Origin of the sequence: Thiomicrorhabdus sediminis, from assembly GCF_005885815.1 — a bacterium.
GTDB lineage: Bacteria > Pseudomonadota > Gammaproteobacteria > Thiomicrospirales > Thiomicrospiraceae > Thiomicrorhabdus > Thiomicrorhabdus sediminis.
The window spans coordinates 1,164,633-1,191,170 of the sequence record NZ_CP040602.1; the positions used below are offsets into that span (position 1 = coordinate 1,164,633).

Genomic DNA, 26,538 nt, shown 5'->3' on the forward strand with positions numbered 1-26,538 from the left:
GAATGAGTGAAGATAAAAACCTATATTGTTCGTTTTGCGGTAAGGAGCAAGACGAAGTAAGAAAGCTGATCGCCGGGCCATCGGTCTATATCTGCGATGAGTGTGTCGAACTGTGTAACGATATTTTGCATGAAGAGTTTGGTGAAGAGGACATTGGTCAGTTCGAGTTGGAGAACTTACCGACTCCGCATGAAATTAGTGCGATTCTCGATGACTATGTCATCGGCCAGTTCAATGCCAAAAAAGTATTGTCTGTTGCGGTATACAACCATTATAAGCGTTTGCAGCAAGCACACGTCAAAGATGATGTTGAGTTGACCAAAAGTAACATTCTGTTAATCGGGCCGACCGGTTCCGGGAAGACATTGTTGGCACAGACCCTAGCACGTCTATTGGATGTGCCTTTTGCGATTGCCGATGCGACGACATTGACCGAAGCCGGTTATGTCGGTGAAGACGTCGAGAGCATTGTGTTAAAGTTGTTACAGCGTTGTGATAATGATCCGGAAAAAGCCGAACGCGGTATTATCTATATCGATGAGATCGATAAGATCACCCGTAAGTCGGAAAACCCATCGATCACTCGTGATGTTTCCGGTGAAGGTGTGCAGCAAGCGCTGTTGAAGCTGATTGAAGGCACCATGGCATCGGTTCCGCCACAAGGTGGACGCAAGCATCCTAATCAGGACATGATTCAGGTCGATACCTCAAAGATCCTGTTTATCGTCGGTGGTGCTTTTGAAGGTCTGGACAAGATTATCGACCAGCGTACCGAGACCAATATCGGTATCGGTTTCTCAGCCGAGGTGAAAACCAAGGACGAGAAGGCGACTATTACCGAGAAATTCCAGAAGATTGAGCCGGAAGATTTGATCAAGTTTGGTCTTATTCCGGAATTTGTCGGGCGTTTGCCGATGATTGCCGCTTTGGAAGAACTGGATGAAGCCGCTTTGATTCAGATTTTGACCGAGCCGAAAAATGCCTTGGTCAAGCAGTTCCAGAAAATGTTTGAGTTGGAAGGCGCTGAATTACAGTTCCGCAAAGATGCTTTGGAAGAAATCGCTCATATGGCAATCGAGCGTAAAACAGGGGCTCGTGGACTGCGTTCAATCTTGGAGCAGTTGTTGCTTGATACGATGTATGATCTGCCAAGCTTGAAAAATGTCGATAAGGTCGTTATTAATAAAGCAGTGATTCAAGGTAAAAAGTCGCCATTGTTTGTTTATGAAGATGAACAGAGCAAAATGGCGTCAAGCGAATAGCTAGCGTTTAAGTAAAAAAACAAAATTCTGTTTTTAAACCCAGCTATATGCTGGGTTTTTTTGCGGTTTAATATGTATAAATACCGCTATGGAGCAATAAGGGACAAAAATGGATATCGATCAAGTAGCAATGAAAATGAATGTATTGGTGTTACCGCTAAGAGATGTGGTGGTATTCCCGGGAAATGTCATGCCCTTATTTGTTGGCAGAGAGCGCTCCATTCATGCGTTAAATGAAGCGATGCAGGGTGACAAACAGATCTTTTTGGTGACCCAAAAAAGTGCCGAATTGGATGTGCCGAGTCTGGAAGACCTTTATTCGGTCGGTACCATGGCAAACATCTTGCAGCTTTTAAAATTGCCCGACGGCACCGTTAAGGTGTTGGTAGAAGGAGCGCAGCGTTTTAATCTGGATTCATTGCATATTGAAGACAATGTGCTGCTTGGTGACATTACCGAGATTGCCCAGCCGATAGAAAGTGAAACCGAAAAAACCGTATTGATGCGTGCATTAAGTGATCGCTTCAGTGCTTATGCCGAATTGCAGAAAAAAATTCCGTCGGAAATCAAAACGTCGGTACAAAAAGAAGACAATCCGGACCGTATGGTCGATTTGATTTCTGCCAATCTTAAATTGTCGGTCGAAGATAAGCAGCAATTGCTTGAGCTTGCCTCTGTGGTTGAGCGTCTCGAACAAGTGTTGACAAAGGTCGAAACCGAGCTTGAGTTGCTTGAGTCGGAAAGACGTATCGCCAGTCGAGTTAAGAAGCAGATGGATAAGACGCAACGTGAATACTACCTGAATGAAAAGATCAAAGCGATTCACAGTGAGCTATCCGGTGATGAAGAAGCGGTGAATGAGTTTGAAGACATCAATAAGCGTATTGATGAAGCCGGTTTGACCGATGAAGCGCAGCGAAAAGCGAAAAGCGAATTGAAAAAACTGAAAATGATGCCGTCACAATCGTCCGAAGCGACGGTGGTGCGCAATTATTTGGATTGGTTGCTAGATATTCCGTGGAAAAAGCGCAGCCGTGTCTCTAAAGACCTGAATAAGGCCGAAGAAGTGCTTGATGCGCAGCATTATGGTCTGGAAAGGGTCAAAGAACGTATTGTCGAGTATCTGGCGGTACAAAAGCGTGTACGCAAAATGAAAGGGCCTATTTTATGTCTGGTTGGACCTCCTGGTGTCGGTAAAACCTCGTTGGCGAAATCGATTGCCGAAGCGACCAACCGTAAGTATGTGCGTATGGCTTTGGGTGGTGTGCGTGATGAAGCGGAGATCCGTGGTCACCGTAAAACTTATATCGGTGCCTTGCCGGGAAAAATTATCCAGAAGATGCATAGTGCCGGAACACGAAACCCGCTGTTCTTATTGGATGAAATCGACAAGATGAGCAGTGATATGCGTGGTGATCCGGCTTCTGCCTTATTGGAAGTGCTCGATCCGGAACAGAACAGTACCTTTAACGATCACTACCTGGAAGTCGATTATGATCTGTCTGATGTGATGTTCATCGCGACATCAAACTCAATGGACATTCCTGAGGCGCTATTGGATCGTATGGAAGTGATCAATCTTTCCGGTTATACCGAGCCTGAGAAGCTAAATATCGCGCAAAGACACCTATTGCCGCGCGCGATGAAAGATCATGGCTTTAAAAAAGGTGAGCTGGAAGTCACGGAGCAGGCGATTATGGCGATTATCCAAACCTATACCCGTGAAGCCGGGGTGCGTTTATTGGCGCGTGAGTTGGCGAAAATCTGCCGTAAGGCGATCAAAAAGATCGTTACCGATGATTCCATTCAATCACTTAAAGTCGATGCTGCCGATCTCGAAGAGTATCTTGGAGTGGCGCGTTATCGGGTTGGTTTGGCGGATTCTGAAAACCGCATCGGTCAGGTAGCCGGTCTGGCATGGACACGTGTTGGTGGTGATCTGCTGCGTATCGAGGCGACGGCAATGCCAGGTAAAGGCAAGTTGTCGACCACAGGACAGCTAGGTAGTGTGATGCAGGAGTCGGTGCAGGCGGCGATGAGCGTGATTCGCAGCCGTTCGGAAATGCTTGGTTTGGCCGAGGATTTCTATGAAACCAATGATCTGCATTTGCACTTCCCGGAAGGTGCAATCAAAAAGGATGGTCCTAGTGCCGGTATTGCCATTTGTACTGCGATTACCTCGGTATTTACCAAAATCCCTGTAAAGGCCGATGTGGCGATGACAGGGGAGATTACGTTACGTGGTGAAGTGTTGCCGATTGGTGGCCTTAAGGAGAAGCTTTTGGCGGCCTTAAGAGGGGGGATTAAAACCGTATTGATTCCCAAGGATAATGTGCGTGATTTAGCGGATGTGCCGGAAGAGGTCAAAAACCAGCTTGATATCCATCCGGTGCAATGGGTAGACGAGGTGCTTGAATTGGCTTTGCTCGAGCAGCCAAAGCCATTAATAAAAGGGGCTGAGGCTATTACTTATACTGATGAGAATGTCGCAAAAACGGCACAAAAGCCGTCAAATCAGCATTAATTGGGAAAATTTGGTTTTTTTTCTTGACACGATTTGGTCAGGATTGCTATAAATGCAGAAGCCTTAGGTGGTGGATACAACAAAATACTTAAAACTCATGGAGAAAGTAATGAACAAATCTGAATTAGTAAGTGCAATCGCAGAAGAAGCTGGTCTAACAAAAGCAGATGCAACTAAAGCACTAGACGCAACTGTTTCGGCAATCACTAAAGCAATGGCTTCAGGTGACTCTGTTGCTATCATCGGCTTTGGTACTTTTAAAGTAGGTGAGCGTTCTGCACGTACTGGTCGCAACCCTCAAACCGGTGCTACGATGGAAATCCCGGCAGCTAAAGTTCCTAAGTTTACAGCCGGTAAAGCTCTAAAAGAAGCTGTAAATTAATAACTTATAAAAAGGCGATCAAAAAAGTCAAAAAAAAACGACAAATTTGATTGACATGCTCTCTCAGAACTCTATAATACGCCACATCAATTAAGCACTGAGACCAAGAGCCACAGCGGCTTCCAGAGGTTTTAGACAGTTTGATTGGGTGATTAGCTCAGTTGGGAGAGCATCGCCCTTACAAGGCGAGGGTCACTGGTTCGAGCCCAGTATCACCCACCACGGAGCGGTAGTTCAGCTGGTTAGAATACCTGCCTGTCACGCAGGGGGTCGCGGGTTCGAATCCCGTCCGCTCCGCCAGTTTTTAAAGCTAGTTTTTAACTAGCTTTTTTATTGCGAATTTCAGGAGTTTGCAATAAGTAAAAAATAGACAAAGTATCACTTAACTGAGTAAAACTTTGTTTATCTATCCTGGGTGATTAGCTCAGTTGGGAGAGCATCGCCCTTACAAGGCGAGGGTCACTGGTTCGAGCCCAGTATCACCCACCATACAATTAGGAGCGGTAGTTCAGCTGGTTAGAATACCTGCCTGTCACGCAGGGGGTCGCGGGTTCGAATCCCGTCCGCTCCGCCAGTATTCGAAAGGCGATTAATCTTTATGGTTAATCGCCTTTTTTATTGCCTGAATTTTTTGTAACGACGTTTTTTTAGTTTCCGACAAAAAAACGACTTCATAAAATGGGCTCTGAGCCGTTTTTAGCAAGTGACGCTTGCTTTGGTATTAAAATCGAATTCTTTATCGCTAGCCGATCTTAAATTTGTTCTCGTTAGCCAATTGGCTATTTACTGTTTTCATTTTCAGTTTTAAGAGATGGTTATTTTGATGCTTCAACCATAATTGTAAATATTTCTTTTTTTAATGGATAAAAAAATACCCGCATTTGGCGGGTATCTTTATAATCTCAAATGAGATAAAAGCTTTTAAATCAAGGCGCTATAAGCGAAGTTTAGTAAAACTAAACGAGCGACTAAGCAACAAAGAGTTAGCGGTTTTTAGACGTTTTAAGCTTAGTTAGAAGCTGTGATGTTGTAGCCACCATCCACATAGGTAATTTCACCGGTGATACCCGATGCCAACTCCGAACATAGGAACGCACAAGTATTACCGACTTCTTCAATCGTTACATTACGACGAAGAGGCGTTGAGGCTGCTGCTTTATCCAGCATAGAACGGAAGTCTTTGATACCGGCTGCCGCTAAAGTGCGGATAGGGCCGGCTGAAACGGCGTTGACACGGATGCCGTCTTGACCAAGATCTGCTGCCAAATAGCGTACAGTCGCTTCTAGTGATGCTTTTGCGATCCCCATAACGTTATAGTTCGGTACAGCGCGCTCGGCACCTAAATAAGAGATGGTCATCACCGAACCGTTTTTAGCTTTCAACATTTCGTGCGCGGCCTTGGTGCAAGCCGTTAAGCTATAGGCGCTGATGTCATGAGCGATACTGAAGCCTTCACGGGTAGAGGCATCAATCATACGGCCTTCAAGTTCTTCACGCGGTGCGAAAGCGACTGAGTGAACCAAGATGTCCAGACCGTCATTCCACTGCTTGCCTAGTTCGGCAAAGGTCTCATCAATTTGCGCATCGCTGGCTACATCAAGCGGCAGAACGATTTTAGAACCCAATTCATCAGCAATTTTCTCAACACGACCTTTTAGTTTTTCGTTTTGGTAAGTCAGGGCGATTTCCGCGCCTTGTTCATGCATCTGTTTTGCGATTCCGTATGCAATAGATTTATTGTTAGCGACACCGATAATCAGCGCTTTTTTTCCAGAAAGGAATCCCATAGTATTCTCCAGTTTATCGTCTTTAGAATATGAACGAGGTTGTTTGTTTTTCTAATCAGCTTAAATCTAGGCCGACCATTATGGTTTGTCGATATTATAACGGCAAATACTTATTATTTATGGCTAAATTAGTGGCCGCAATTTGCATGTTTTTAAGCGGCGCCGTTTGCTTGATTATTTAGTGATAGGCTCTTTTTTAGGCTAGCGATGGCAATTTCAAGAGGAATGCAATATTATCAACGCTTGAAGTGTTTTGATTGAAATGAATGAATTTGAGACGGTGAAGTGAAAGCAGGATTAATCATCAATAAATGGATTATGCCTTTAGCTGTGCTGGCGCTGAGTATGCAGACGGTTTCGGCCGCTGTAGAGAACCCTTCGCAAACAATGCAATCGGCAGCGAGCTGGAATTCGCCTTATCCGGAAGATGTTATCGCTGAACAAACCCTGTTTTCCGCATTCGGCTCACCGCCAAAACATTTAGATCCGGTGGTTTCCTATAACTCGAATGAGTGGGCGATTCTCAGTCAGATTTACGAGCCGCCCCTGCAGTATCATTATTTAAAGCGTCCGTATCAATTGGAACCTTTGACATTAAAGGCAATGCCAACTGTTTCCTATTTGGATAAAAACCTACAGTCGGTCAAAGTCAATTCGAAAAAAATGGTTTACAGTGAATATCTATTCGAGCTCGAGCCCGATGTTTTTTACAAATCGCATCCGGCGTTTGCCAAAAAAGCCGACCAATACCTTTATCACGATTTAACAGACACACGGCTTGAACAATTCTCGAAGCCGTGGCAATCAATCAAAAGCGTCTATGATTTTGATCAGTTGCAAAGTCGAGAGCTGATCGCCGCAGATTATGTTTATGCCATTAAACGTATGGCGTTAAGACAAAACCATTCACCGGTGTTGGATTCTATGTTGCCTTATATTGTCGGTTTGCAAGAGTTTTCCGAGACCCAGACCAAGCTTTATCAGCAGCAGTTAAAAGCCAGTGGTAAAAACTCTAAATCACTTTATTATGATTTAACAAATGTTCAAATAAGTGGTGTTAAAGTTATTGATAAATATCGTTTTTCTATCCGGGTTAATGGCGTTTATCCGCAGTTTTTATATTGGCTGACCATGAACTTCTTTGCGCCGATTCCTTGGGAAGCGGATAAGTTTTATAAGCAGCAATTGCTGGTTGAGAAAAACCTGACGCTTGATACCTCTCCGGTTGGTACCGGGCCTTATTATCTGGCTGAGAACAATCCCAATCAACGTATGCGTTTATTGAAGAACCCGCAATTTCATCAAGAGTTTTATCCGAGCGATGGCCTTGCAGACGATGCCGATCAGGCATTGTTGGATGATGCGGGTAAAAAACTGCCGTTTATCAATGAAGTGATTTACAGTCTTGAAAAAGAAAATGTGCCGTTGTGGAATAAGTTTTTGCAGGGCTATTATGATGCCTCCGGTGTCAGTTCTGACAGTTTTGACCAAGCGGTTAAGGTTTCTGCCGGAGGCAATATGCGTTTGACCGAGGTGATGCAGCAAAAAGGCATTCAGTTTTTAAGCCAGGTGCAGCCGACCATCTATTACTTTGGCTTTAATATGGCAGACCCGGTTGTCGGCGGCTATTCAGTCAAACAACAAAAATTGCGTCAAGCCATCTCTATCGCGTTAAATTTCGAAGAGTATATTTCCATTTTTATGAATGGCCGAGGGGTTGCCGCACAAGGACCAATCCCACCGGGTATTACCGGTTATAGGGATGGCAAAGAGGGAGTTAACCCTTATGTTTATGAGTGGAAAGAAAACCGTCAACAGCGCCGTAGTATCGAGCAGGCCAAACAGCTGCTGAAAGACGCCGGTTATGAAAACGGGCTCAATGCCGATGGTGAAGCGCTTACGCTTTATTATGATACTGCAGCCACCGGACCGGACAGTCAGGCGCAACTGAGCTGGTATCGTAAACAGTTGGCCAAGCTTGGCATCAATCTGGTGATTCGTGCCACCGATTACAATCGTTTTCAGGATAAGGTGCGTGGTGCCAAGGTGCAACTGTTCTCCTGGGGCTGGAATGCCGATTATCCGGATCCGGAAAACTTTCTGTTTTTGCTGTATGGTGCCAATGCCACTATCAATACCAATGGAAGCGGTATCAATAGCGCCAATTATGACAACCCTGAGTTCAATAAGTTGTTTAAGCGTATGAAAAACATGGCAAACGGAGCCGAGCGTGAAGAGGTCATTAAAAAGATGATCGCCATAGTGCAAAAGGACGCGCCTTGGGCTTGGGGGATCAATCCTAAGTCCTTAACGCTTTATCATGGTTGGTTGAAAAACGTCTGGCCGAATGCGCTGGCGAACAATACCATCAAATATCGTCGTATCGATACAGAGCAGCGGTTACTAGCGCAGCAGCAATGGAATAAGCCGGTTGTTTGGCCGCTTTGGCTCTTGTTGGCATTGCTGCTGATCAGCATCTGGCCGCTTTTCAGGGCTTACCAAAAACGCCAGGCTGAAGTGATTAAGCCGCAAACAGATCAGGGGGGCTATTGATGTTTGCCTATATTGTCAGACGCCTGTTATTCGCCGTTCCGATTCTGATTGGTGTGAATCTGATTACTTTTGCACTGTTTTTCATGGTCAATACGCCGGATGATATGGCGCGCGCGCAGCTCGGTGCAAAACAGACAACGCCGCAAATGATAGCCGCTTGGAAGGCTGACCGAGGTTATGATAAGCCGCTGTTTTTCAATAGCGAACAAGGCGGTATTGAAACCATTACAGATACCTTGTTTGTCCAGGAATCGGTAAAGCTATTTCAGTTTGATTTCGGTCAATCCGATTCCGGTAGACAGATTTCCGCTGATGTTTATGAACGCATGTGGCCGAGTCTTGCCATTGCGTTGCCGACTTTTATTATCGGTCTGACCACCAATATTGCCTTGGCGCTGTTAATCGTGCTGTTTCGTGGCACCACTCTCGATCGGACGGCGATGGCGGTCGCTGTGGCGATCATGTCTATTTCCGGGCTGTTCTACATCATTGCCGGGCAGGTGCTGTTCAGTAAGATGCTGAATTGGGTACCTATTTCCGGCTATTCGGACGGTACCGACTTCTGGAAATTTTTGATTCTGCCTGTGTTGATTGGTGTGTTTGCCGGTATAGGTGCCGGAGTACGTTGGTATCGCAGTATCTTCCTCGAAGAGATTCACAGGGACTATGTGCGAACCGCCAGGGCCAAAGGACTTTCAGAGGTCAGGGTGCTGTTTGGCCATGTCATGCAAAATGGGCTTTTACCGATTTTGACCGGTGTGGTAGTGGTGATTCCAACCCTTTTTATGGGTAGTCTGATAATGGAGTCCTTCTTCGGTATTCCAGGGTTGGGTAGCTATACCATCGAGGCGATTCAGGCGCAGGATTTTGCCATTGTCAAAGCGATGGTATTTTTAGGTTCGGTGCTGTATATCATCGGGCTGATTCTGACCGACATCTCCTATACTTATTTCGATCCAAGGGTGAAATTGTCATGATGCCGTCTTTCTACTGGACAGATATTATGCTTTGGGCATTGTTTGGCCTATTGCTGGTGGCGATCAAACAGATTTTGGCAGATAAGCAGAAACGCCAACAATGGCGTCAGGTTTTCAGTTCGAAAACTGCGATGGCAGCCGCTATTGTCTTGGTGGTGTATTTTATGGTGGCGCTTGCGGACTCGATTCATTTCAATGTGGAAACACAGAGCTCAGCGCAAAACGCAGCACAAACGACCATACAGATGACGCCATTGGATATGGTGTTCAGTCATTTGATTGTTAAAACCGAACGTACCTATTCGGCACCGTTTGCCAGTCATGAATACAGTCGCAGTATTGTTTATGATGAACAAGGGCAGGTGAGCCAGCAGTTTTTGCCGTTACAACACGTTGCCGATTATTTCAGCAATGATGATAAATCAGCGAGTTGGTATCTGGTGAAACAAGCGAGCTGGGCATTTATGGCAGCAGTGTTATTGCTTTTTGTGTTCGCTTCCATTCATGCTTACGGCAAATTTGTCGCATTCGCTCAGCTGCACGCTGGCGAGCATCCGATAAAGTTGCCGTGGCAAACCGCTTATGTCACCGTTTTTATTTTGGTTTTTACCGCGGTCTTTTTGTATCTGTTAAGTTTCGATTACCATGTTTTAGGAACCAGTAAAGTCGGTGACGATGTCTTTTACCAATCCCTAAAAAGTGTGCGTACCGGTATTTTGATTGGCGCGTTGACGACGGTGGTGATGTTGCCACTGGCATTGGTTTTGGGCATTAGCGCAGGCTACTTCAAAGGTTGGATCGATGATATCATCCAATATCTGTATACCACTTTAAACTCCATTCCGGGGGTACTGTTGATTGCCGCGGCGGTATTGGTGATGCAGTCGATTATGGCCAATAACGCCGACTGGTTCGGTTCTTCCGAAGAGCGTGCCGATTTACGTTTGCTGTTTTTGATTCTGATTCTGGGAATCACCAGCTGGACCGGGTTATGCCGTCTATTGCGTGCGGAAACCTTGAAAATCAGTCAAATCGAATATGTCACCGCCGCAAAAGCTTTCGGAATGGGGCCTTTTACCATTATTCGCCGTCATATCATGCCGAATCTGATGCACTTGGTATTGATCGCTCTGGTGTTGGATTTTAGTGGTTTGGTGTTGGCGGAGGCAGTGCTCTCTTATGTTGGCGTCGGGGTTGATCCGACCACGCCAAGCTGGGGTAATATGATTAACCAGGCGCGTTTGGAAATGGCGCGCGAGCCGATGGTCTGGTGGTCGCTGTTATCCGCGTTTTGCTTTATGTTCGCTTTGGTTTTGGCGGCGAATCTGTTTGCCGATCGAGTTCAATGGGTGTTGAACCCCAGAAATAATACTGAGAAATAACTATGTCTTCTGTGAATGAGCCTATACAAACTGTCACCAATCAAAATCAGTTACCTGCAAAGGTGCTCGATGTCAAAGGCTTGAGTCTGCATGTTGGTGATAAGTGCCTGATCGATAATATCAGTTTTGATATCAATCAGGCAGAGATATTCGCATTGGTCGGGGAATCCGGTAGTGGTAAATCATTGACCTCGTTGGCAGTGATGCGTTTGCTGCCAGAAGCGATTCAAGTGAGTTCAGGCGATGTGGTTTTAGATCGGATCGATGTGTTTTCGCAGACCGAATCACAAATGCAGACTATTCGCGGTAAGCGTGTGGCGATGATTTTTCAGGAGCCGATGACTTCACTTAATCCGGTGATGAAAGTGGGGGATCAGGTCGCTGAAGTGTTGCGCCGTCATTTGGGTTTGAAAAGCAAAGCCGCACGCTTGAGCGTGGTGGAACTGTTTGAAGAGGTGGGTATTCCCGATGCCGATGCCCGTTATGACTGGTATCCGCATCAACTCTCCGGTGGTCAAAAACAACGAGTGATGATCGCCATGGCTTTGGCCTGTGAACCGGACCTGTTGATTGCCGATGAACCGACTACCGCTTTGGATGTGACCATTCAGGCGCAAGTATTGGATTTATTAAAGTCGATTCGAGATGCGCGTGGTCTATCGATTTTGTTTATCACCCACGATATGGGAGTGGTGTATGAAATGGCAGACCGTGTTGCGGTGATGAAACAAGGTAAAATCATCGAGATGGCGGATAAAAATCAGTTTTTTAGTGCCGCCAGCCAGCCTTATACCCAGCAACTGTTAAGTGATGCCATTCCCGCCCAAGAGTTGAAATCTGTGGAAGACAAGGCGCCATTATTGACCTTGAACGAGCTTAAGGTGCATTTTCCGGTGAAAAAAGGCATTTTCCAGCGCACGGTTGGTCATGTTAAGGCGGTGGATGGCGTGAGCCTTAGTATTGCCAAGGGGCAGACGCTAGCATTGGTGGGAGAGTCGGGTTCCGGTAAAAGCACTATCGGGCAGGCGATTCTTAAATTGGTCAATCAAACGGATGGCGCCGTCACTTTTATCGATAATGAGAATGTCATCAATCTATCCGATTTGTCGGAAAGACAGATGAAACCTTTGCGTAAAAAGATTCAGGTCATTTTCCAAGACCCGTTTTCCGCCCTTAACCCGCGAATGACCATTAGCGAGATTATTCGCGAGGGTATGGTGAGCCTGAAAGTCGGTGAGCCAACTAAGGTGTGGCAAGACCAGCGTATTGATGAGCTGTTGAGCCAGGTTGGTTTGGATATTGAAGCCAAATACCGTTATCCGCACGAGTTTTCCGGAGGACAGCGCCAGCGTATCGGTATTGCTCGCGCCTTGGCGGTAGAGCCTGAATTGATTATCTGCGATGAGCCAACCAGCGCCTTGGATGTCTCGGTGCGCGCACAGGTATTAAAGCTGCTCGATGAATTGCAGCAGAAATATCAATTGTCGTATCTATTCATTACCCATGATCTATCGATTATCCCGTCTATCGCACATCAGGTCGCGGTAATGCAAAAAGGTAAGATTGTCGAACAGGGTACGGTGGCTGAGGTCATGCATAATCCGCAGCATGACTACACCAAGCAACTATTGGCATCGGCTCCGGAACTGATTCGTAAAGCGATTTCGGCTTAAATTGACAAAGGGTTGCTATGGGAAAAAATGAATTTTCCCATTTATCAGATCATGAGCTACATCTTTCTTATGATCCGATAGTCATTGAGATGATAAAGCTAGAGCAGCAAAGAAGGGAAAATCATAGAAAATACAAGACTGATAAGTTTTCTAATAGAATTTCAGTCATATCTCTCGTTATCGCTATTTTTAGTTTGATGATTGCCTTGCTTACGCTTATGTATAAAGATTAAAGCTTTTCAATTACACCAAAATCAACAGTTTCAGTTGTTTCCTGTTTTTCCAAAATGGTACCTAAAATAAATTCAGCGATATCTTCAACCTGATTCAAGTCATTCGGGTTTTCACCCGGAAATAAACGACCGCGCGCTTCGGTGGCGAAGCTTTCCAGTTCGGCGAAATAACAGTTAATTCCGCTATTACGGTTTTCATAGGCGGTGCTGGTCATGAGTTGTTTCAAGCCGGCTTTGGCAACACCGTAGGCACCGTAGTAAGCCGGGTGTTTATTGATATTGTTATCACCAATCGCCACCAATGCGCCATTTTCAGCGTTTCTTAGCAAGGGTAGGGTTTGTTGAATCAAATGGAAGTTGGCATTTAGATTGGTGTGCAGGACTTCATACCATTGCGTGTAGTCAAAATGCTCGATTGGTGTGAAAGCCGGCAAAATCGCCGCATTCAAAAAGACACCGTCAAGTTGACCGTATTCCTGCTTAAGAATATTGTGAAATTCCTTGTAGTTTTCGATATTGGCACCGAGCAGATCCATAGGATACAAAGCAACCAAGTCGATATTCATATCTGAAGCGGCTATCTCATCATAAAAGGCATTCAGGCGTTTCAGTTCCTTATCCAATAGAATAACTTGGTGGTTAGCTTGGATTAACGCGTTTGCTAAAGCTTTACCCAGTCCTTGTGCGGCACCGGTGATGAGATAGGTTTTCATAATTTTTCTCGTTGTTTTTTAATTCGGGTATTTAACCCAATTCGGTTTTGTCGGTGTTGTTGGTCTTGTCTATGCAATATTCAGCTTTGTGATAATGAATTCACTGATTTCCGCCGGGGTATGGAAAAAAACGTCCGCCGGCCAGTCTTTTTCACTCGCTTCTTCCGGTAGGTAACCGAACAGTGCGGCGCCGGTCAGCATTTTGGCATTAATGCCAGCCTCGATATCGCGTGGGTGGTCGCCAATATAAATACACTCTTCCGGTTTTACCCCGCACTGCTCGGCAGCCAAAAACATCGGTGCCGGATCGGGTTTGCGAACCGATAGGGTATCGCCGGCAACAATGCTTTTTGGCTGACTAGGAAAGTTAAATGACTGCAATAACTGTTTTGTCAGGTGCTGTGGCTTGTTGGTGACAATACCCCAAGCGATATTATTATCAGCCAGATGCTGTAAACCTTTAAGTAGACCAGGGAATAACTGAGTATGGGTATCGATATCAGTCAGATAATGTTGCAGAAAACGCTGGCGCTTTTCTTCAAGGGCGTCGCCTTCAAGGTGTGGAAAAGCCAGTTTGGTCATCGCCAAACCACCCTTGGAAACCGAGTTGCGGACGTGCTGATAATTTAAAACCGGCTGATTGAATTCCATGCAGGTTTTTTTCAAAGCTTGGGTGAAATCCATAGAGGTATCCAGAAGGGTACCGTCTAAATCAAAAAGAACGCATTTAATGCTCATGAATATTGATCTGCTGTAATAGTTAAATTTGAAAGCCGAACACCAGGTTCAGCCTTTTGTCCTAGCCTAATTTTTTCGTGTTTTTATTTTGCTTTTTGATACGCGAGAATATAGTTCACATCCAAATCATTATTTAGACCGTAACGATTGATTAGCGGATTGAACTCGATTCCGGCGGAATCTCTTAGGTATAAGTCCGCTTTGCGCGCCATTGTATCAAGTTCGGACGGCTTAATGAATTTGTCATGAGTATGGGTGCCTTTAGGAACCAAGTTGAGAATGTTCTCTGCGGCGACGATGCCCAATAAGTAGGACTTGATATTACGGTTAAGAGTCGAGAAAAACACCCAGCCACCCGGTTTGACGCAATCTGCGGCGGCTTGGATAATGGCTTGTGGATCGGGTACATGCTCCAGCATCTCCATGCAGGTGACAATATCGTGTTGCGCTCGGTTCTGTTGGGCGTAATCCTCGGCTGCAACCAGCTCATAACGTACCGATTGCACTTCTTTATCTAAAGCGTGCAGTTTGGCAACCGTCAGAACCTCTTTAGCCAGATCGATTCCGGTGACCTGTGCGCCAAGTTGCGCCAGGGATTCACTCAGAATGCCACCGCCACAGCCGATATCGACAATTTTCTGACCAGCTAGGTGGCTATGTCGTTGAATGAATTCCAGACGTAACGGATTGATTTTATGGAGTGCGGCAAACTCACCTTCTGGATCCCACCAGGTACTGGACAGTCGATTGAAATTATCCAGTTCCTGTTGATCAAAGTTCATCTGGACTTCAGACGGGTTGGCATTTTCTGTCTGTTGACTCATAAAAACATCCATTTTCAAATCGGTGTTAAATAAATAACGTATATAAAACAATGTAATAGGGCGGTTCTTTGTTGCTGTTGTTGGTTGAACCAGCAACGGACTCTGTATCGAGCGCGAAAATACCCTGAAAAAGCTTTTATGAGATTATACGAAATTCGAGTGCAATTAAGCGGTTTTTACTGAGATTAGCGTTTAATAATTTGCTAAATTTAGCTTTAAATTGAAAATAAGCGCCTCTGAGAGGTTTTTAATAAATTCTCGATAGGGTGTCGAGAATGAAAAATATTGCTTATGAAGCCCTTTATTTGCTTTTCACATGCTATATAATGGGATTTTATTAAAGTTTCTTAATTCATTTAATAAGTGGATGGTCAATGTCAGAATTTGCACGTGAAATTATTCCGATTTCCTTAGAAGACGAAATGGAGCAATCCTACCTGAGTTACGCGATGAGCGTAATTGTAGGTCGAGCGCTACCGGATGTTAGAGATGGTTTGAAGCCGGTTCACCGTCGTGTGTTATACGCGATGAATGAACTGAGCAATGATTTTAACAAGCCCTATAAGAAATCGGCACGTATTGTCGGTGATGTTATCGGTAAATACCACCCGCACGGGGATACCGCGGTTTACGATACGATAGTTCGTATGGCGCAGCCGTTCTCGTTACGTTATATGTTGGTAGATGGGCAAGGTAACTTCGGTTCTGTCGATGGTGATTCACCAGCGGCGATGCGTTATACCGAAATCCGTATGGCGAAGATTTCACATCAGTTGTTGGCTGACCTTGATAAAGAAACGGTTAACTTCTCGGAAAACTATGACGGTTCCGAATCGGAACCGGATGTTTTGCCGACACGTATTCCTAACTTGCTGGTCAACGGTTCTTCGGGTATCGCGGTTGGTATGGCGACCAATATTCCGCCACATAACCTGACGGAAACGGTTAACGCCTGTTTGGCCTATATTGATAATCCGGCAATCGACATTGCCGGTTTGATGGAGCACATTCCCGGACCAGATTTCCCGACCCACGGTTTGATCAACGGTACTTCCGGTATTCGTGAGGCTTATGAAACCGGTCGTGGTCGCGTTAAAATCCGTTCAAAAACCAGTGTTGAAACCGATAAATCGGGCAAGGCGCAGATTATCGTTCATGAGTTGCCTTATCAGGTGAACAAGGCGAAGTTGATTGAACGTATTGCTGAGCTGGTTAAAGAGAAAAAGATCGAAGGTATTACTGGTCTGCGTGATGAGTCCGATAAGGACGGTATGCGTATTGTTATTGAGATTCGCCGTGGTGAAGTGCCTGAGGTGATTATCAATAACCTATACAAGCAGACTGCGATGCAGACGGTGTTTGGTGTCAATATGGTCGCATTGATCGATGGCCAGCCGAAACTATTGAACCTTAAAGAGGTGATTGAAGCCTTTGTGAAGCACCGTCGTGAAGTGGTGACACGTCGTACCATTTACGACCTGCGCAAAGCACGTGAAAAAGCCCATGTGCTGGAAGGTTTAGCGGTCGCTCTGACCAATATCGATGAAATGATCGAATTGATCAAGGCATCACCAAGTCCGGCGGTCGCTAAAGAGCGGATGCTGGAACGTGATTGGGCAATCGGTTCGGTTGTCGATATGCTGGAACGCGTTGAAATGAAAGATGTGCGTCCTGAAGATCTACCGGAAGGTTTTGGTGCCGATGGCGCTATCTACAAACTTTCACCGGTTCAGGCGCAAGCGATTCTAGAAATGCGTTTACACCGCTTGACCGGCTTAGAGCAGGACAAGATTCTTGAAGAATATCGTAATCTTTTGGAGAAAATCGCCGAGTTCCTGGAGATTTTAAGAAACCCGGATCGTTTGACCGAAGTGGTTAAAGAAGAATTGGCTGAAGTGGTTGAGAACTTTGGTGATGCACGTCGCACCGAGATTGATTATGCGTATCAAGACCTTGATGCGGAAGACTTGATTGCGGTTGAGGACCGTATTGTGACGCTATCTCAGGATGGCTATATCAAGACGCAACCATTAAGCGATTATCGAGCGCAAAAACGTGGTGGTCGAGGTAAATCGGCTACGGCGATGAAAGAGGAAGATGAAGTTGGTCAACTGTTTGTTGCCAGTACGCACGATATGCTGCTGTGCTTCTCTAACCGCGGTAAGTTGTATTGGCAGAAAACATGGCAATTACCGTTGGCGAGCCGTGGTAGCCGTGGTAAGCCGATTGTTAATGTCTTGCCTCTGGAAGAGGGGGAGCACATTACTTCGGTATTGCCGGTTGACGAATTTGATGATCGCGTTGTCTTTATGGCAACTCGTAACTCGGTGGTCAAGCGTGTTGCCTTGAAGGATTTCTCACGTCCTCGTGTCAACGGGATTATCGCGGTTGACCTGCTGGATGACGACCAGCTGGTTGGTACTGCGTTAACCGATGGTGAGCAGGAAGTCATGTTGTTTACCGATATCGGTAAGGCGATTCGCTTTAAAGAAAGTGATGTTCGCGTTATGGGTCGTACCGCTCGAGGGGTGCGCGGCATGAAGTTGGCTGGTGATGCCAAGGTCATCAGTATGCAGATCGCTAAGTCTGACGCATTGATTTTGACCGCGACCGAAAACGGTTTTGGTAAGTGTACGCCAGCCAGTGATTACTCAACGATCAATCGTGGTGGTCAAGGGGTTATTTCGATTAAGACCACAGACCGTAACGGCAATGTGGTTTCTGCGGTTTCGGTATCGCCTGAACAAGAGGTGGTGTTAATCACCAATAAGGCGACTTTGGTTCGTACTCGCGTTTCGGAAATATCCGTAGTGGGTCGTAACACCCAGGGGGTTAAGTTAATTAACGTCGGTAAGGGTGAGCAGGTTGTTGGTGTCGCGGTAGTCGATATCAATGAGGAAGAAGAGCTGCTTGAAGCTGAAGTGCTTGATGCCGATTCGACAGAAGACGCAGAAGCGAATGCCATTGAGCCGGGTGCTGACAATTCGGCCGAGCCATCAGAGCCTGATAGCAAAGCCTAGTTAAACCCATTAATTTGTAGTTTTCAAAATAGATAAAACGCCTTTAACTAGGTGTTTTATCTTTTTGATATTTAAGGAAATGATAAATGTCTAGAACATTTAATTTTAGTGCTGGCCCGGCCATGCTGCCAGAGGCGGTAATGCAAAAAGCACAAGCTGAATTTTTAAACTGGCACGACACTGGTATGTCAGTTATGGAGATGAGTCATCGTTCAAAAGAGTATATGTCGGTGGCGCATCAGGTTGAGGCGGATTTGCGTGAGATTATGCAAATCCCGGACAACTATAAAGTGCTGCTGACTCATGGCGGTGCGTCTTTACAGTTCTCAGCGATCCCAATGAATTTGACCAATGAAGGCGATACCGTCGATTATTTCAAGACCGGTGTTTGGTCAACCAAAGCGATCAAGGAAGCTTCGCGTTACTGTAATGTCAACATCGTTGCCGGTTCGGATGAAATGAACCCAACCGAAATTCCGCCCCAGTCGGAATGGAAGTTCTCCGCGGATGCCAAATATATCCATATTTGCTCGAATGAAACCATTACCGGTGTCGAGTTCCAGGAAGATCAATTGGAAGCTGTTTTTGCCCAAGGTAAGCCGGTAATTGCCGATATGTCTTCCAATATCATGTGTCGTGAAATTGATGTCAGTAAATACGCCATGATTTATGCCGGGGCGCAGAAAAATATCGGCCCAGCCGGTTTGGCGATTTTGATTGTTCGTGAAGATTTGATTGGTCAAGCACGTAAAATGACACCGACGTTGATGAATTGGCAGACTTATGCGGACAACGAATCGATGTTCAATACACCGGCAACCTTTGCTTGGTATTTGGCGGGCTTGGTATTCCAATGGATTAAATCAGCCGGTGGTGTGGCAGCGATTGCTGCGGTGAATCAGCGCAAAGCCCAAAAGCTTTACGATTATATCGATCAGTCTGGTTTTTATAGTAACGATATTAACAAGTCTCAGCGTTCGTGGATGAATGTGACCTTCAACTTGCCGACCTCTGGGTTGGATGCGGTTTTTCTTGAAGAGTCAAAAGCAGCCGGTTTATTGAGTCTTAAAGGCCATAAGGCTTTTGGCGGTATGCGTGCCAGTATCTATAACGCTATGCCGGAAGAAGGTGTAGATGCATTGATTGACTTTATGCAGCAGTTTGCCGCGAAACATGGCTAATTGGCGAGCTTAATGGCTTTAATAACTCGGATTGATAACAGGGTATTAGATGACAACAGAACAACAGCAATTGACTGATATTCGTAACCAGATCGATGAAATCGATCGTCAGATTCAGGTTTTGATTGGCGAACGTGCCAAATGCGCACAAAAGGTTGCCGATATCAAAACTCAGGGCGGCAAGGTGGATGCCGTTTTTTACCGCCCGGAGCGTGAAGCGCAGGTATTGCGTGCGGTAAAAGAGCGTAATGACAGCGTTTTACCTGACGAGTCAATGGCTAAATTGTTTAGAGAGATTATGTCGGCTTGCTTGGCGCTTGAGCAGCCGGTAACGGTCGCTTATCTGGGGCCGGAAGGCAGTTATTCCCACGCCAGTGTGTTGAAACAATTCGGTTCGTCAGTTGTCGCACACCCTGTTAGCACCATTGAAGCGGTTTTTGAAGCGGTTGAAAAAGGCGAGGCCAACTACGGTCTGGTGCCAGTAGAGAATTCATCCGAAGGTGTGGTCAAGTCATCTCAAAACGAGTTGATGCGAACACGCCTGAAGGTTTCCGGTGAAGTCGAGATGGAGATCCATCACTGCTTGATGTCGCAATCCCTTGAGCATGCCCAGATCAAAAAGGTGGTTGCCCATCAGCAGGCGCTAGGCCAATGCGAGCAATGGATTAAAAACCATTTGCCGGGGGCTGAAGTCGAAGCGGTTGAATCGAATGCGCTGGCTGCAAAAATGGCGCAGGCGGATGCCACGCTGGCAGCGATCGCTTCGGAAGAGGCCGCTCAGCTTTATCAATTGAATATTCTTGATAGACATATCGAAGATTATCATGACAACAACACCAAGTTCTGGGTGGTGGGTAAGGATATTACTCAGCCAAGCGGCTTGGATAAAACTTCATTGATTATCTCCATTCACAATAAAGCCGGTGCCTTATTGGATGTTCTGGAGTGTTTCAGTAAACGCAATATTAATATGACACGTATTATTTCGCGTCCTTCTACCGAAAAGACTTGGGATTATGTGTTTTTTATCGATGTGATCGGTCATAAAGACGACGCCAACCTCAAAGAAGCCTTGGATGAGGTGGAAACCAAATCCGCTTTTTATAAGTTGTTGGGATCTTTTCCGGTTTCTCCTCTGTAACAATCTTTGGTCTGTTTCAAGACCTGTTTCGAGCGATTATATTTATGAGTCAAAAAACAACCGATTTCAGCCAACGGTTACAGCCACAAATTGCCGCTATCCATCCTTATGTTCCGGGTAAACCGGTCAGCGAGTTACAGCGTGAATTGGGGTTGCAGAGCGTGGTCAAATTGGCGTCCAATGAGAACCCGCTGGGTTGCAGTGAGCAGGTTAAGCAATCGATCAGTGCGCAGTTAACCGAAGTGGCGCGCTACCCAGATGGTGGTTGTTATCAGTTGAAGGCGGCCTTGGCTGAGTTTTTACAGCTAAAGTCGTCACAGATCGCTATTGGTAATGGTTCCAATGAGCTGCTGGAGTTGGTGGCGCGTGTTTTTGCCGGGCCGGGTGATGAGATTGTTTTCTCGCAATACGGTTTTGCCGTCTATCCGATTTCGGCGCAGGTGGTCGGTGCCAAAGGTATTGAGGTGGCTGCTCAGGATTATGGGCATGATCTGGATGCTGTTTTGGCGGCGATCAGTGATAAAACCAAGGTGATTTATCTGGCCAATGCCAATAATCCGACTGGTACCTATTTTGACAAACAGACTTGGCAGCGATTCATTGCACAAGTGCCAAGTCATATCATTGTCGTGCTTGATGAAGCCTATATCGAGTATGCACGTAGTTTTGTTGAGCAAGATCGTTTCTTTGATGGCACCGATTATCTGAGTGACTATGCCAATTTATTGGTTTCGCGTACTTTTTCCAAGGCTTATGGTTTGGCGGCATTACGCGTAGGTTATATGGCGGGTTGTGAAGAAATTATCGGTTATATCAATCAGGTACGTGAGCCTTTTAATGTCAATCAGATGGCACAGGTTGCCGCGCTTGCTGCATTGAACGATCAAACATTCGTTGCCGAATCGGTGAAACAGAACTTTTTAGGTATGCGCCAATTGACTCAGGCGTTTGCTGACTTGGGGCTTGATTACATTCCATCGGTGGGGAACTTTATTTGTGTCAATGTCGGAGATGATGCCGCCAAATTGAATCAGCAGTTATTACAGCAGGGCGTAATTGTGCGTCCGGTTGCCAATTACGGCATGGCAGGATATCTGCGCATTTCTGTCGGCTCGCAGATTGAAAATGACTTTTTTATTGATGTGCTTAAGGGGTTGCTGAATTAACTTGCGTGTTAGTACGCGTTGGCATACCGAAAAACAAACAAATAGCTTGGATTGAAATTGAAAAAACTGAACAAAATCACTGTAATCGGGGTTGGCTTGATTGGCGGCTCATTTGCCAAAGGCTTGAAAGAGGCGAATCTGGTTGAACAGATCGTCGGCTATGGCAAAACTGAATCTACTCTTAAGCAGGCTGTCGAGCTTGGTGTGGTCGATAGTTACAGCACCGATTTGGCTGAGGCGGTTGCGAACAGTGATTTGGTATTTATTGCCACGCCTTTAGGTGCGATGGGCCAAGTGATGATGGATATGCAGCCGCATATCAATGAAAACACCGTTATTACCGATGGCGGCAGTGCCAAGAGTGAAGTGATCGCTTTGGCTGAGCAAGCATTTGGCAGGTTGCCGGATAATTTTGTACCGGGGCATCCTATCGCCGGTAAAGAAAAAAGCGGGGTAACTGCTGCTGATGGCAAACTTTATATTAACCATCGTGTGATTTTGACGCCTTTGGCAACGACCAATCAGGCCGCAATAGCTTTGGTTACCGAGTTATGGCAGGCATTGGGCGCCAATGTGGAAACTATGACTGCGCAACAGCATGATGAGATTTTTGCGGCAACCAGTCATCTCCCTCATTTATTGGCGTTTGCTCTGGTGGATATGCTTAATGAGCACCCAGAGTTGGGTGATGTATTTAAATATACCGCGGGCGGTTTTCGTGACTTTACCCGTATTGCTTCGAGCGATGCCACCATGTGGCGCGATATCAGCACGCAAAACTCGATAGCGATCGTTAAGTGGTTGCAAGCCTATCAGGATGAATTGAGTAATATTATCAAGCTGGTCGAAAATAAAGACGGCGATGCGCTATTCGATATTTTCACCAGTGCAAAAAATGCCCGTGATACCCATATCGTTAAATAATATTTATCTCTGCTTAGCCGCAACAATTGATTGTGAAATGCGTATAATAGGCGCCATTCAAAATTAACCACTTGGTATTGGGTCTAAAAAGATCGGCTAAGTATTCATTTTTAAAGAGTTTCTATGGCAAACGTTAAATTCAAGGTTCAGGCCGGCGGCACAGTAAAAGGTCGTGTTCGTGTTCCTGGCGATAAATCCATTTCTCACCGCAGTATTATGCTTGGCGCTTTGGCTGAAGGCACGACAACCGTTACCGGTTTTCTTGAAGGGGCCGATGCTTTAGCCACCTTGCAGGCATTTCGCGATATGGGTGTGCAGATCGAAGGCCCTGAGAATGGAAATGTGACCATTCATGGTGTGGGATTGCGCGGTTTAAAAAAACCTGAAAAACCTATGGATATGGGGAATTCGGGTACTTCAACACGTCTGTTGGCCGGTATTTTGGCCGGTCAGGATTTTGACTGTACCTTAATTGGTGATGCTTCTTTATCGAAACGTCCGATGAAGCGTGTCACGGATCCGCTTGCCTTGATGGGCGCGCAACTGGAAACCTCGGAAGGCGGTACCTTGCCAATGGTGATCAAAGGTCAAGGTCAGCCTCTAAAAGCGATTGATTACACTTTGCCGATGGCAAGTGCTCAGGTCAAGTCTTGTGTGTTGCTGGCTGGGTTGTTTGCCGATGGTCAAACTTGCGCCACCGAGCCCGCCCCGACGCGTGACCATACCGAGCGTATGTTGAATGGTTTCGGTTATCAGGTAAATAGTGAAAAACTGGATAATCAACGCATGAAAGCCTGTCTGCAGGGCGGCGGCAAATTAACCGCTTGTCATATCGATGTGCCTTCGGATATTTCATCGGCGGCATTCTTTATGGCGGCGGCGGCGATTGCCAAGGATTCTGATCTGGTTATCGAACACGTTGGTATGAACCCAACACGTATCGGTGTGATTGAAATTCTTAAGTTGATGGGTGCGGATATCACTCTGGAAAACCCTCATGAAGTGGGTGGAGAGCCGGTTGCCGATGTGCATATCCGCTATGCGCCATTGAAAGGTATTGAAATTCCAGAGGAGTTGGTTGCACTGGCGATTGACGAGTTCCCTGTGTTGTTTGTGGTGGCGGCAAGTGCTGAAGGTAAAACGGTGTTAACCGGTGCTGAAGAGTTGCGTGTTAAAGAGTCTGACCGTATTCAGGTTATGGCCGATGCGCTGCAGGCGGTGGGTATTGATGCGCAGCCGACATCGGATGGAATGATTATTAACGGTGGCAAACAGTCTAAGCAGAATGCGGTGATTGAAAGCCATCATGATCACCGTATCTCTATGGCAATGACTGTTGCCGGTTTGTTTGCCAGTGATGAGATCGTGATTGATGATTGCGCAAACGTGAATACTTCATTTCCGATATTTGTGGATTTGATGAATCAGGTCGGTCTGCAGGTTGAAGTAATCAGCGAATAATAAAGCCAATAATTAAAAGAGAGTGAGTTGAGTATGTCAGAGTTTCCGGTAATAACCATTGATGGGCCAAGCGGCGTCGGTAAAGGAACCCTGGCACAATACCTGACCTGTAAGACCGGTTTTCATTTACTGGATAGTGGGGCGATTTATCGCTCTTTGGCTTATGGTGTAACTGCCAATCAGATTGCAATTGATGATGTTGCGTCATTGGTGGCGCTGGCGGAAACTTTACCGGTTGAATTTAAAGCAACCAGTATTATCTATGATGGTACTGATGTGACTGCAAAGGTGCGCACCGAAGAGGTAGCCGCGGTTGCCTCTACTGTAGCTGCGATTCCGGAGGTGCGGAGTGCTTTGCTCAACCGCCAAAAGGCTTTTGCGCAGTCACCTGGTTTGATTGCTGATGGTCGTGATATGGGAACTGTGGTGTTTCCCGGTTCACCGTTGAAGCTGTATTTGACGGCAAGCGCAGCGGTACGCGCAGAAAGGCGTGTTAAACAGTTGAAAAACCAAGGTATTGATGCTAACATTGCTCAGATAACCAAAGACATCGAAGAAAGGGACTTACGCGACTCGAGTCGCAAGACAGCTCCTTTAAAGCCTGCAGACGATGCAATTATCATTGATACCTCCGATTTGGATATCAATGAAGTCTGTCAAAAGGCGATGGCTTTGTTATGGGATAGGAACTTAATGAAGTAAACTTCTATCTCAAATGGTTAATTTACAAGTTAATAAAAGTTTTTAACTGATTGAATTAAAAAGAATTTATCGAATCCCTGGTGCCAAGAGGTCCCGGGGATTTGTATTTTTTGTCGGTGATTGGGAAGCTGACTATTGTTAACTGACCCGTTTTCCCTCCAATACTCCCATAAGAGGTTGGTAAGCGGCTATGAAAAATTGGTAATACTATCCATGAGTGAATTATCTTTCGCTGAATTATTTGAAGAGTCTTTACAGCAAGACAAATTTAACACTGGTTCTCTAATCATCGGTACTGTTGTTGGTATCGACAAAGAAACAGTTCTTGTAGACGCAGGTATGAAATCTGAGTCTGCCATTCCTAAGTCTCAGTTTTTAAACGCTAACGGTGAACTAGAAGTTGCTGTTGGTGATGAAGTTGAAGTTTACCTAGAGACACTGGAAGATGGTCTTGGTGAAACTCGCTTGTCACGTGAAAAAGCTAAGCGTGCGAAAACTTGGGATCGCCTTGAAGCGGCTATGGAAGAAGGTGAAGTGGTTACCGGTCTTGTTACTGGTAAGGTTAAAGGTGGTCTGACTGTTGACGTTGAAGGCGTTCGTGGTTTCCTACCTGGTTCACTTGTTGATATTCGTCCAATTCGCGACTTTGGTTTCCTCGAAGGTAAAGAAGTTGAATTGAAGCTTGTTAAGCTAGACCGTAAGCGTAACAACGTTGTTGTTTCTCGTCGCGCGGTTATCGAGCAGGAGTCTTCTGCTGAGCGTGAAGCGATTCTTGCTAACATGGAAGAAGGTTCAACTCTTAAAGGTATCGTTAAGAACCTTACTGACTACGGTGCGTTTATCGACCTTGGTGGTGTTGACGGTCTTCTGCATATCACAGATATGGCTTGGCGTCGTGTTAACCACCCATCTGAAATTGTACAGGTTGGTGATGAAATCGAAGTTAAGGTTCTTAAGTTCGATAAAGAGCGTAACCGTGTATCTCTTGGTCTTAAGCAGCTTGAAGAAGATCCGTGGGCAGATATGGTTTCTCGTTACCCAATGGGTGCAGAAGTTGGCGGTAAGGTTGCTAACATCACTGATTACGGTGCTTTCATCGAAATCGAAGATGGTATTGAAGGTCTAGTTCATACTTCTGAGCTTGATTGGACTAACCGTAATATCCACCCATCTAAGGTTGTACACCTAGGTCAAGAAGTTCGCGTTAAGATCCTTGATGTTGATCAAGAGCGTCGTCGTATCTCTCTATCTATCAAGCAGTGTACTGTTAATCCATGGGAAGGTTTCTCAGCGACTCACGCTAAGGGCGATAAGATTTCCGGTTCTATCAAGTCTATCACTGACTTTGGTATCTTTATCGGTCTAGACGGTGGTATCGATGGTCTGGTGCACCTGACAGATATCTCTTGGAACGTTCCTGGTGAAGAAGCTATCCGTGACTTCAAGAAAGGCGATGAGCTGGAAACAGTTATCCTATCTATCGATCCAGAGCGTGAGCGTATCTCTCTAGGTCTTAAGCAGCTAGAACAAGATCCATTTGGTCAGTTCATCGCTGAGAACGGTAAAGGTAGCATTATCGAAGGTACCGTTAAGTCTGTCGACGAGAAAGGTGCTGTTATCGATGTGGCGCCTGAGGTTGAAGGTTACCTACGCGCTTCTGAATTGTTAGAAGATACACGTGATGCATCTTCAGTATTGAAAGAAGGTGATACAGTTTCTGCTAAGATCACTAACGTTGATCGTAAGAACCGCTCTCTATCTTTATCTGTTAAAGCTAAAGAAGCCGCTGAAGAAGCTGAAGCCATCAAAGGTTACTCAGCTGAACAGCAGGTTACTGGTAATACTCTTGGTGACCTACTTAAGGACAAGATGTAATTTAATTGCATTTCACTCC

20 protein-coding genes and 4 tRNA genes are annotated in these 26,538 nt (G+C 45.7%); 20 read left to right on the plus strand and 4 right to left on the minus strand.

Translation table 11 applies throughout. The annotated features are described in order from the left end of the window. Positions 1-2 precede the first annotated feature (2 nt). The 7 genes from clpX (at position 3) to FE785_RS05345 (ending at position 4,742) form a co-directional block, all read left to right on the plus strand. On the plus strand, positions 3-1,262 hold the full coding sequence (clpX, locus tag FE785_RS05315; protein WP_138564770.1) for an ATP-dependent Clp protease ATP-binding subunit ClpX: 1,260 nt from the start codon (positions 3-5) through the stop codon (positions 1,260-1,262). Between the two features lie 109 nt (positions 1,263-1,371). After that, a complete protein-coding gene (gene lon / locus FE785_RS05320) occupies positions 1,372-3,786 on the plus strand; it encodes an endopeptidase La (protein ID WP_138564771.1) in 2,415 nt (804 codons plus the stop codon). Between the two features lie 109 nt (positions 3,787-3,895). Next, positions 3,896-4,168 (plus strand): HU family DNA-binding protein, encoded by a 273-nt coding sequence (locus FE785_RS05325; RefSeq protein ID WP_138564772.1) that lies wholly within the window; start codon positions 3,896-3,898, stop codon positions 4,166-4,168. A gap of 146 nt (positions 4,169-4,314) precedes the next feature. Next, positions 4,315-4,390, plus strand: a tRNA-Val gene (locus FE785_RS05330). A gap of 1 nt (position 4,391) precedes the next feature. Continuing rightward, positions 4,392-4,468, plus strand: a tRNA-Asp gene (locus FE785_RS05335). A 113-nt stretch (positions 4,469-4,581) separates the two neighbouring features. Then, a tRNA-Val gene (locus FE785_RS05340) sits at positions 4,582-4,657 on the plus strand. Between the two features lie 8 nt (positions 4,658-4,665). Continuing rightward, positions 4,666-4,742, plus strand: a tRNA-Asp gene (locus FE785_RS05345). A 434-nt stretch (positions 4,743-5,176) separates the two neighbouring features. Here the strand turns inward: FE785_RS05345 and FE785_RS05350 are convergent. Then, complete coding sequence (locus FE785_RS05350) at positions 5,177-5,956, minus strand: enoyl-ACP reductase FabI (RefSeq protein WP_138564773.1); 780 nt, start codon at positions 5,954-5,956, stop codon at positions 5,177-5,179. Between the two features lie 285 nt (positions 5,957-6,241). Here FE785_RS05350 and FE785_RS05355 point away from each other — a divergent pair, with 285 nt between their 5' ends. From FE785_RS05355 to FE785_RS05375, 5 genes are read left to right on the plus strand one after another with little or no spacing between them, the layout of a single operon-like run. Continuing rightward, on the plus strand, positions 6,242-8,509 hold the full coding sequence (locus FE785_RS05355) for an ABC transporter substrate-binding protein (RefSeq protein WP_338065104.1): 2,268 nt from the start codon (positions 6,242-6,244) through the stop codon (positions 8,507-8,509). After that, positions 8,509-9,486: an ABC transporter permease gene (locus FE785_RS05360; protein WP_138564774.1), complete on the plus strand. Its 978-nt coding sequence runs from the start codon at positions 8,509-8,511 to the stop codon at positions 9,484-9,486. Before FE785_RS05355 ends, FE785_RS05360 begins: the two co-directional genes overlap by 1 nt. Beyond that, positions 9,483-10,868, plus strand: coding sequence for an ABC transporter permease (locus FE785_RS05365; RefSeq protein WP_202978332.1), 1,386 nt, complete (start codon positions 9,483-9,485; stop codon positions 10,866-10,868). Before FE785_RS05360 ends, FE785_RS05365 begins: the two co-directional genes overlap by 4 nt. Positions 10,869-10,870: 2 nt before the next feature. Then, complete coding sequence (locus tag FE785_RS05370) at positions 10,871-12,541, plus strand: ABC transporter ATP-binding protein (RefSeq protein ID WP_138564776.1); 1,671 nt, start codon at positions 10,871-10,873, stop codon at positions 12,539-12,541. Positions 12,542-12,558: 17 nt separating this feature from the next. Then, a complete protein-coding gene (locus FE785_RS05375) occupies positions 12,559-12,774 on the plus strand; it encodes a hypothetical protein (protein ID WP_138564777.1) in 216 nt (71 codons plus the stop codon). On the opposite strand, the gene FE785_RS05380 is transcribed toward FE785_RS05375, so the two are convergent. The 3 genes from FE785_RS05380 to ubiG form a co-directional block, all read right to left on the minus strand. Further along, the gene (locus tag FE785_RS05380) at positions 12,771-13,487 is read right to left on the minus strand and encodes an SDR family NAD(P)-dependent oxidoreductase (protein ID WP_138564778.1); all 717 of its coding nucleotides are present in this window, start codon (positions 13,485-13,487) and stop codon (positions 12,771-12,773) included. The two genes, FE785_RS05375 and FE785_RS05380, sit on opposite strands and share 4 nt — an antisense overlap. A gap of 69 nt (positions 13,488-13,556) precedes the next feature. Then, a complete protein-coding gene (locus FE785_RS05385; RefSeq protein ID WP_138564779.1) occupies positions 13,557-14,225 on the minus strand; it encodes an HAD family hydrolase in 669 nt (222 codons plus the stop codon). 83 nt (positions 14,226-14,308) lie between these two features. Continuing rightward, positions 14,309-15,049: a bifunctional 2-polyprenyl-6-hydroxyphenol methylase/3-demethylubiquinol 3-O-methyltransferase UbiG gene (gene ubiG / locus FE785_RS05390; RefSeq protein WP_202978333.1), complete on the minus strand. Its 741-nt coding sequence runs from the start codon at positions 15,047-15,049 to the stop codon at positions 14,309-14,311. Positions 15,050-15,423: 374 nt separating this feature from the next. On the opposite strand from ubiG, the gene gyrA reads away from it, so the two are divergent. The 8 genes from gyrA to rpsA all read left to right on the plus strand — a co-directional run bounded on the left by gyrA (position 15,424) and on the right by rpsA (position 26,519). Further along, positions 15,424-18,069, plus strand: a complete 2,646-nt coding sequence (gene gyrA / locus FE785_RS05395) for a DNA gyrase subunit A (RefSeq protein WP_138564780.1) — start codon at positions 15,424-15,426, stop codon at positions 18,067-18,069. Positions 18,070-18,155: 86 nt separating this feature from the next. After that, positions 18,156-19,250, plus strand: a complete 1,095-nt coding sequence (serC, locus tag FE785_RS05400) for a 3-phosphoserine/phosphohydroxythreonine transaminase (RefSeq protein ID WP_138564781.1) — start codon at positions 18,156-18,158, stop codon at positions 19,248-19,250. Positions 19,251-19,299: 49 nt separating this feature from the next. Then, entirely contained in the window at positions 19,300-20,391 is a 1,092-nt protein-coding gene (gene pheA, locus FE785_RS05405; protein WP_138564782.1) for a prephenate dehydratase, read from the plus strand. Between the two features lie 44 nt (positions 20,392-20,435). Then, the gene (gene hisC / locus FE785_RS05410; protein WP_138564783.1) at positions 20,436-21,557 is read left to right on the plus strand and encodes a histidinol-phosphate transaminase; all 1,122 of its coding nucleotides are present in this window, start codon (positions 20,436-20,438) and stop codon (positions 21,555-21,557) included. 57 nt (positions 21,558-21,614) lie between these two features. Further along, positions 21,615-22,481, plus strand: a complete 867-nt coding sequence (locus FE785_RS05415; protein ID WP_138564784.1) for a prephenate dehydrogenase — start codon at positions 21,615-21,617, stop codon at positions 22,479-22,481. A 123-nt stretch (positions 22,482-22,604) separates the two neighbouring features. Then, positions 22,605-23,942 (plus strand): 3-phosphoshikimate 1-carboxyvinyltransferase, encoded by a 1,338-nt coding sequence (gene aroA, locus FE785_RS05420; protein WP_138564785.1) that lies wholly within the window; start codon positions 22,605-22,607, stop codon positions 23,940-23,942. 33 nt (positions 23,943-23,975) lie between these two features. Further along, positions 23,976-24,644 (plus strand): (d)CMP kinase, encoded by a 669-nt coding sequence (gene cmk, locus FE785_RS05425; RefSeq protein WP_138564786.1) that lies wholly within the window; start codon positions 23,976-23,978, stop codon positions 24,642-24,644. 213 nt (positions 24,645-24,857) lie between these two features. After that, positions 24,858-26,519, plus strand: coding sequence for a 30S ribosomal protein S1 (rpsA, locus tag FE785_RS05430; RefSeq protein WP_138564787.1), 1,662 nt, complete (start codon positions 24,858-24,860; stop codon positions 26,517-26,519). Positions 26,520-26,538 lie beyond the last annotated feature (19 nt).

What these genes read in the sequence shown, in the direction of transcription:
- FE785_RS05370 (WP_138564776.1), top strand. Translation starts at nt 10,871, where the DNA reads ATGTCTTCTGTGAATGAGCCTATACAAACTGTCACCAATCAAAATCAG.
- FE785_RS05360 (WP_138564774.1), top strand. Translation starts at nt 8,509, where the DNA reads ATGTTTGCCTATATTGTCAGACGCCTGTTATTCGCCGTTCCGATTCTG.
- aroA (WP_138564785.1), top strand. Translation starts at nt 22,605, where the DNA reads ATGGCAAACGTTAAATTCAAGGTTCAGGCCGGCGGCACAGTAAAAGGT.
- clpX (WP_138564770.1), top strand. Translation starts at nt 3, where the DNA reads ATGAGTGAAGATAAAAACCTATATTGTTCGTTTTGCGGTAAGGAGCAA.
- FE785_RS05385 (WP_138564779.1), bottom strand. Translation starts at nt 14,225, where the DNA reads ATGAGCATTAAATGCGTTCTTTTTGATTTAGACGGTACCCTTCTGGAT.
- hisC (WP_138564783.1), top strand. Translation starts at nt 20,436, where the DNA reads ATGAGTCAAAAAACAACCGATTTCAGCCAACGGTTACAGCCACAAATT.
- cmk (WP_138564786.1), top strand. Translation starts at nt 23,976, where the DNA reads ATGTCAGAGTTTCCGGTAATAACCATTGATGGGCCAAGCGGCGTCGGT.
- FE785_RS05325 (WP_138564772.1), top strand. Translation starts at nt 3,896, where the DNA reads ATGAACAAATCTGAATTAGTAAGTGCAATCGCAGAAGAAGCTGGTCTA.
- FE785_RS05365 (WP_202978332.1), top strand. Translation starts at nt 9,483, where the DNA reads ATGATGCCGTCTTTCTACTGGACAGATATTATGCTTTGGGCATTGTTT.
- FE785_RS05375 (WP_138564777.1), top strand. Translation starts at nt 12,559, where the DNA reads ATGGGAAAAAATGAATTTTCCCATTTATCAGATCATGAGCTACATCTT.
- gyrA (WP_138564780.1), top strand. Translation starts at nt 15,424, where the DNA reads ATGTCAGAATTTGCACGTGAAATTATTCCGATTTCCTTAGAAGACGAA.
- serC (WP_138564781.1), top strand. Translation starts at nt 18,156, where the DNA reads ATGTCTAGAACATTTAATTTTAGTGCTGGCCCGGCCATGCTGCCAGAG.
- FE785_RS05350 (WP_138564773.1), bottom strand. Translation starts at nt 5,956, where the DNA reads ATGGGATTCCTTTCTGGAAAAAAAGCGCTGATTATCGGTGTCGCTAAC.
- ubiG (WP_202978333.1), bottom strand. Translation starts at nt 15,049, where the DNA reads ATGAGTCAACAGACAGAAAATGCCAACCCGTCTGAAGTCCAGATGAAC.
- lon (WP_138564771.1), top strand. Translation starts at nt 1,372, where the DNA reads ATGGATATCGATCAAGTAGCAATGAAAATGAATGTATTGGTGTTACCG.
- rpsA (WP_138564787.1), top strand. Translation starts at nt 24,858, where the DNA reads ATGAGTGAATTATCTTTCGCTGAATTATTTGAAGAGTCTTTACAGCAA.
- FE785_RS05380 (WP_138564778.1), bottom strand. Translation starts at nt 13,487, where the DNA reads ATGAAAACCTATCTCATCACCGGTGCCGCACAAGGACTGGGTAAAGCT.
- pheA (WP_138564782.1), top strand. Translation starts at nt 19,300, where the DNA reads ATGACAACAGAACAACAGCAATTGACTGATATTCGTAACCAGATCGAT.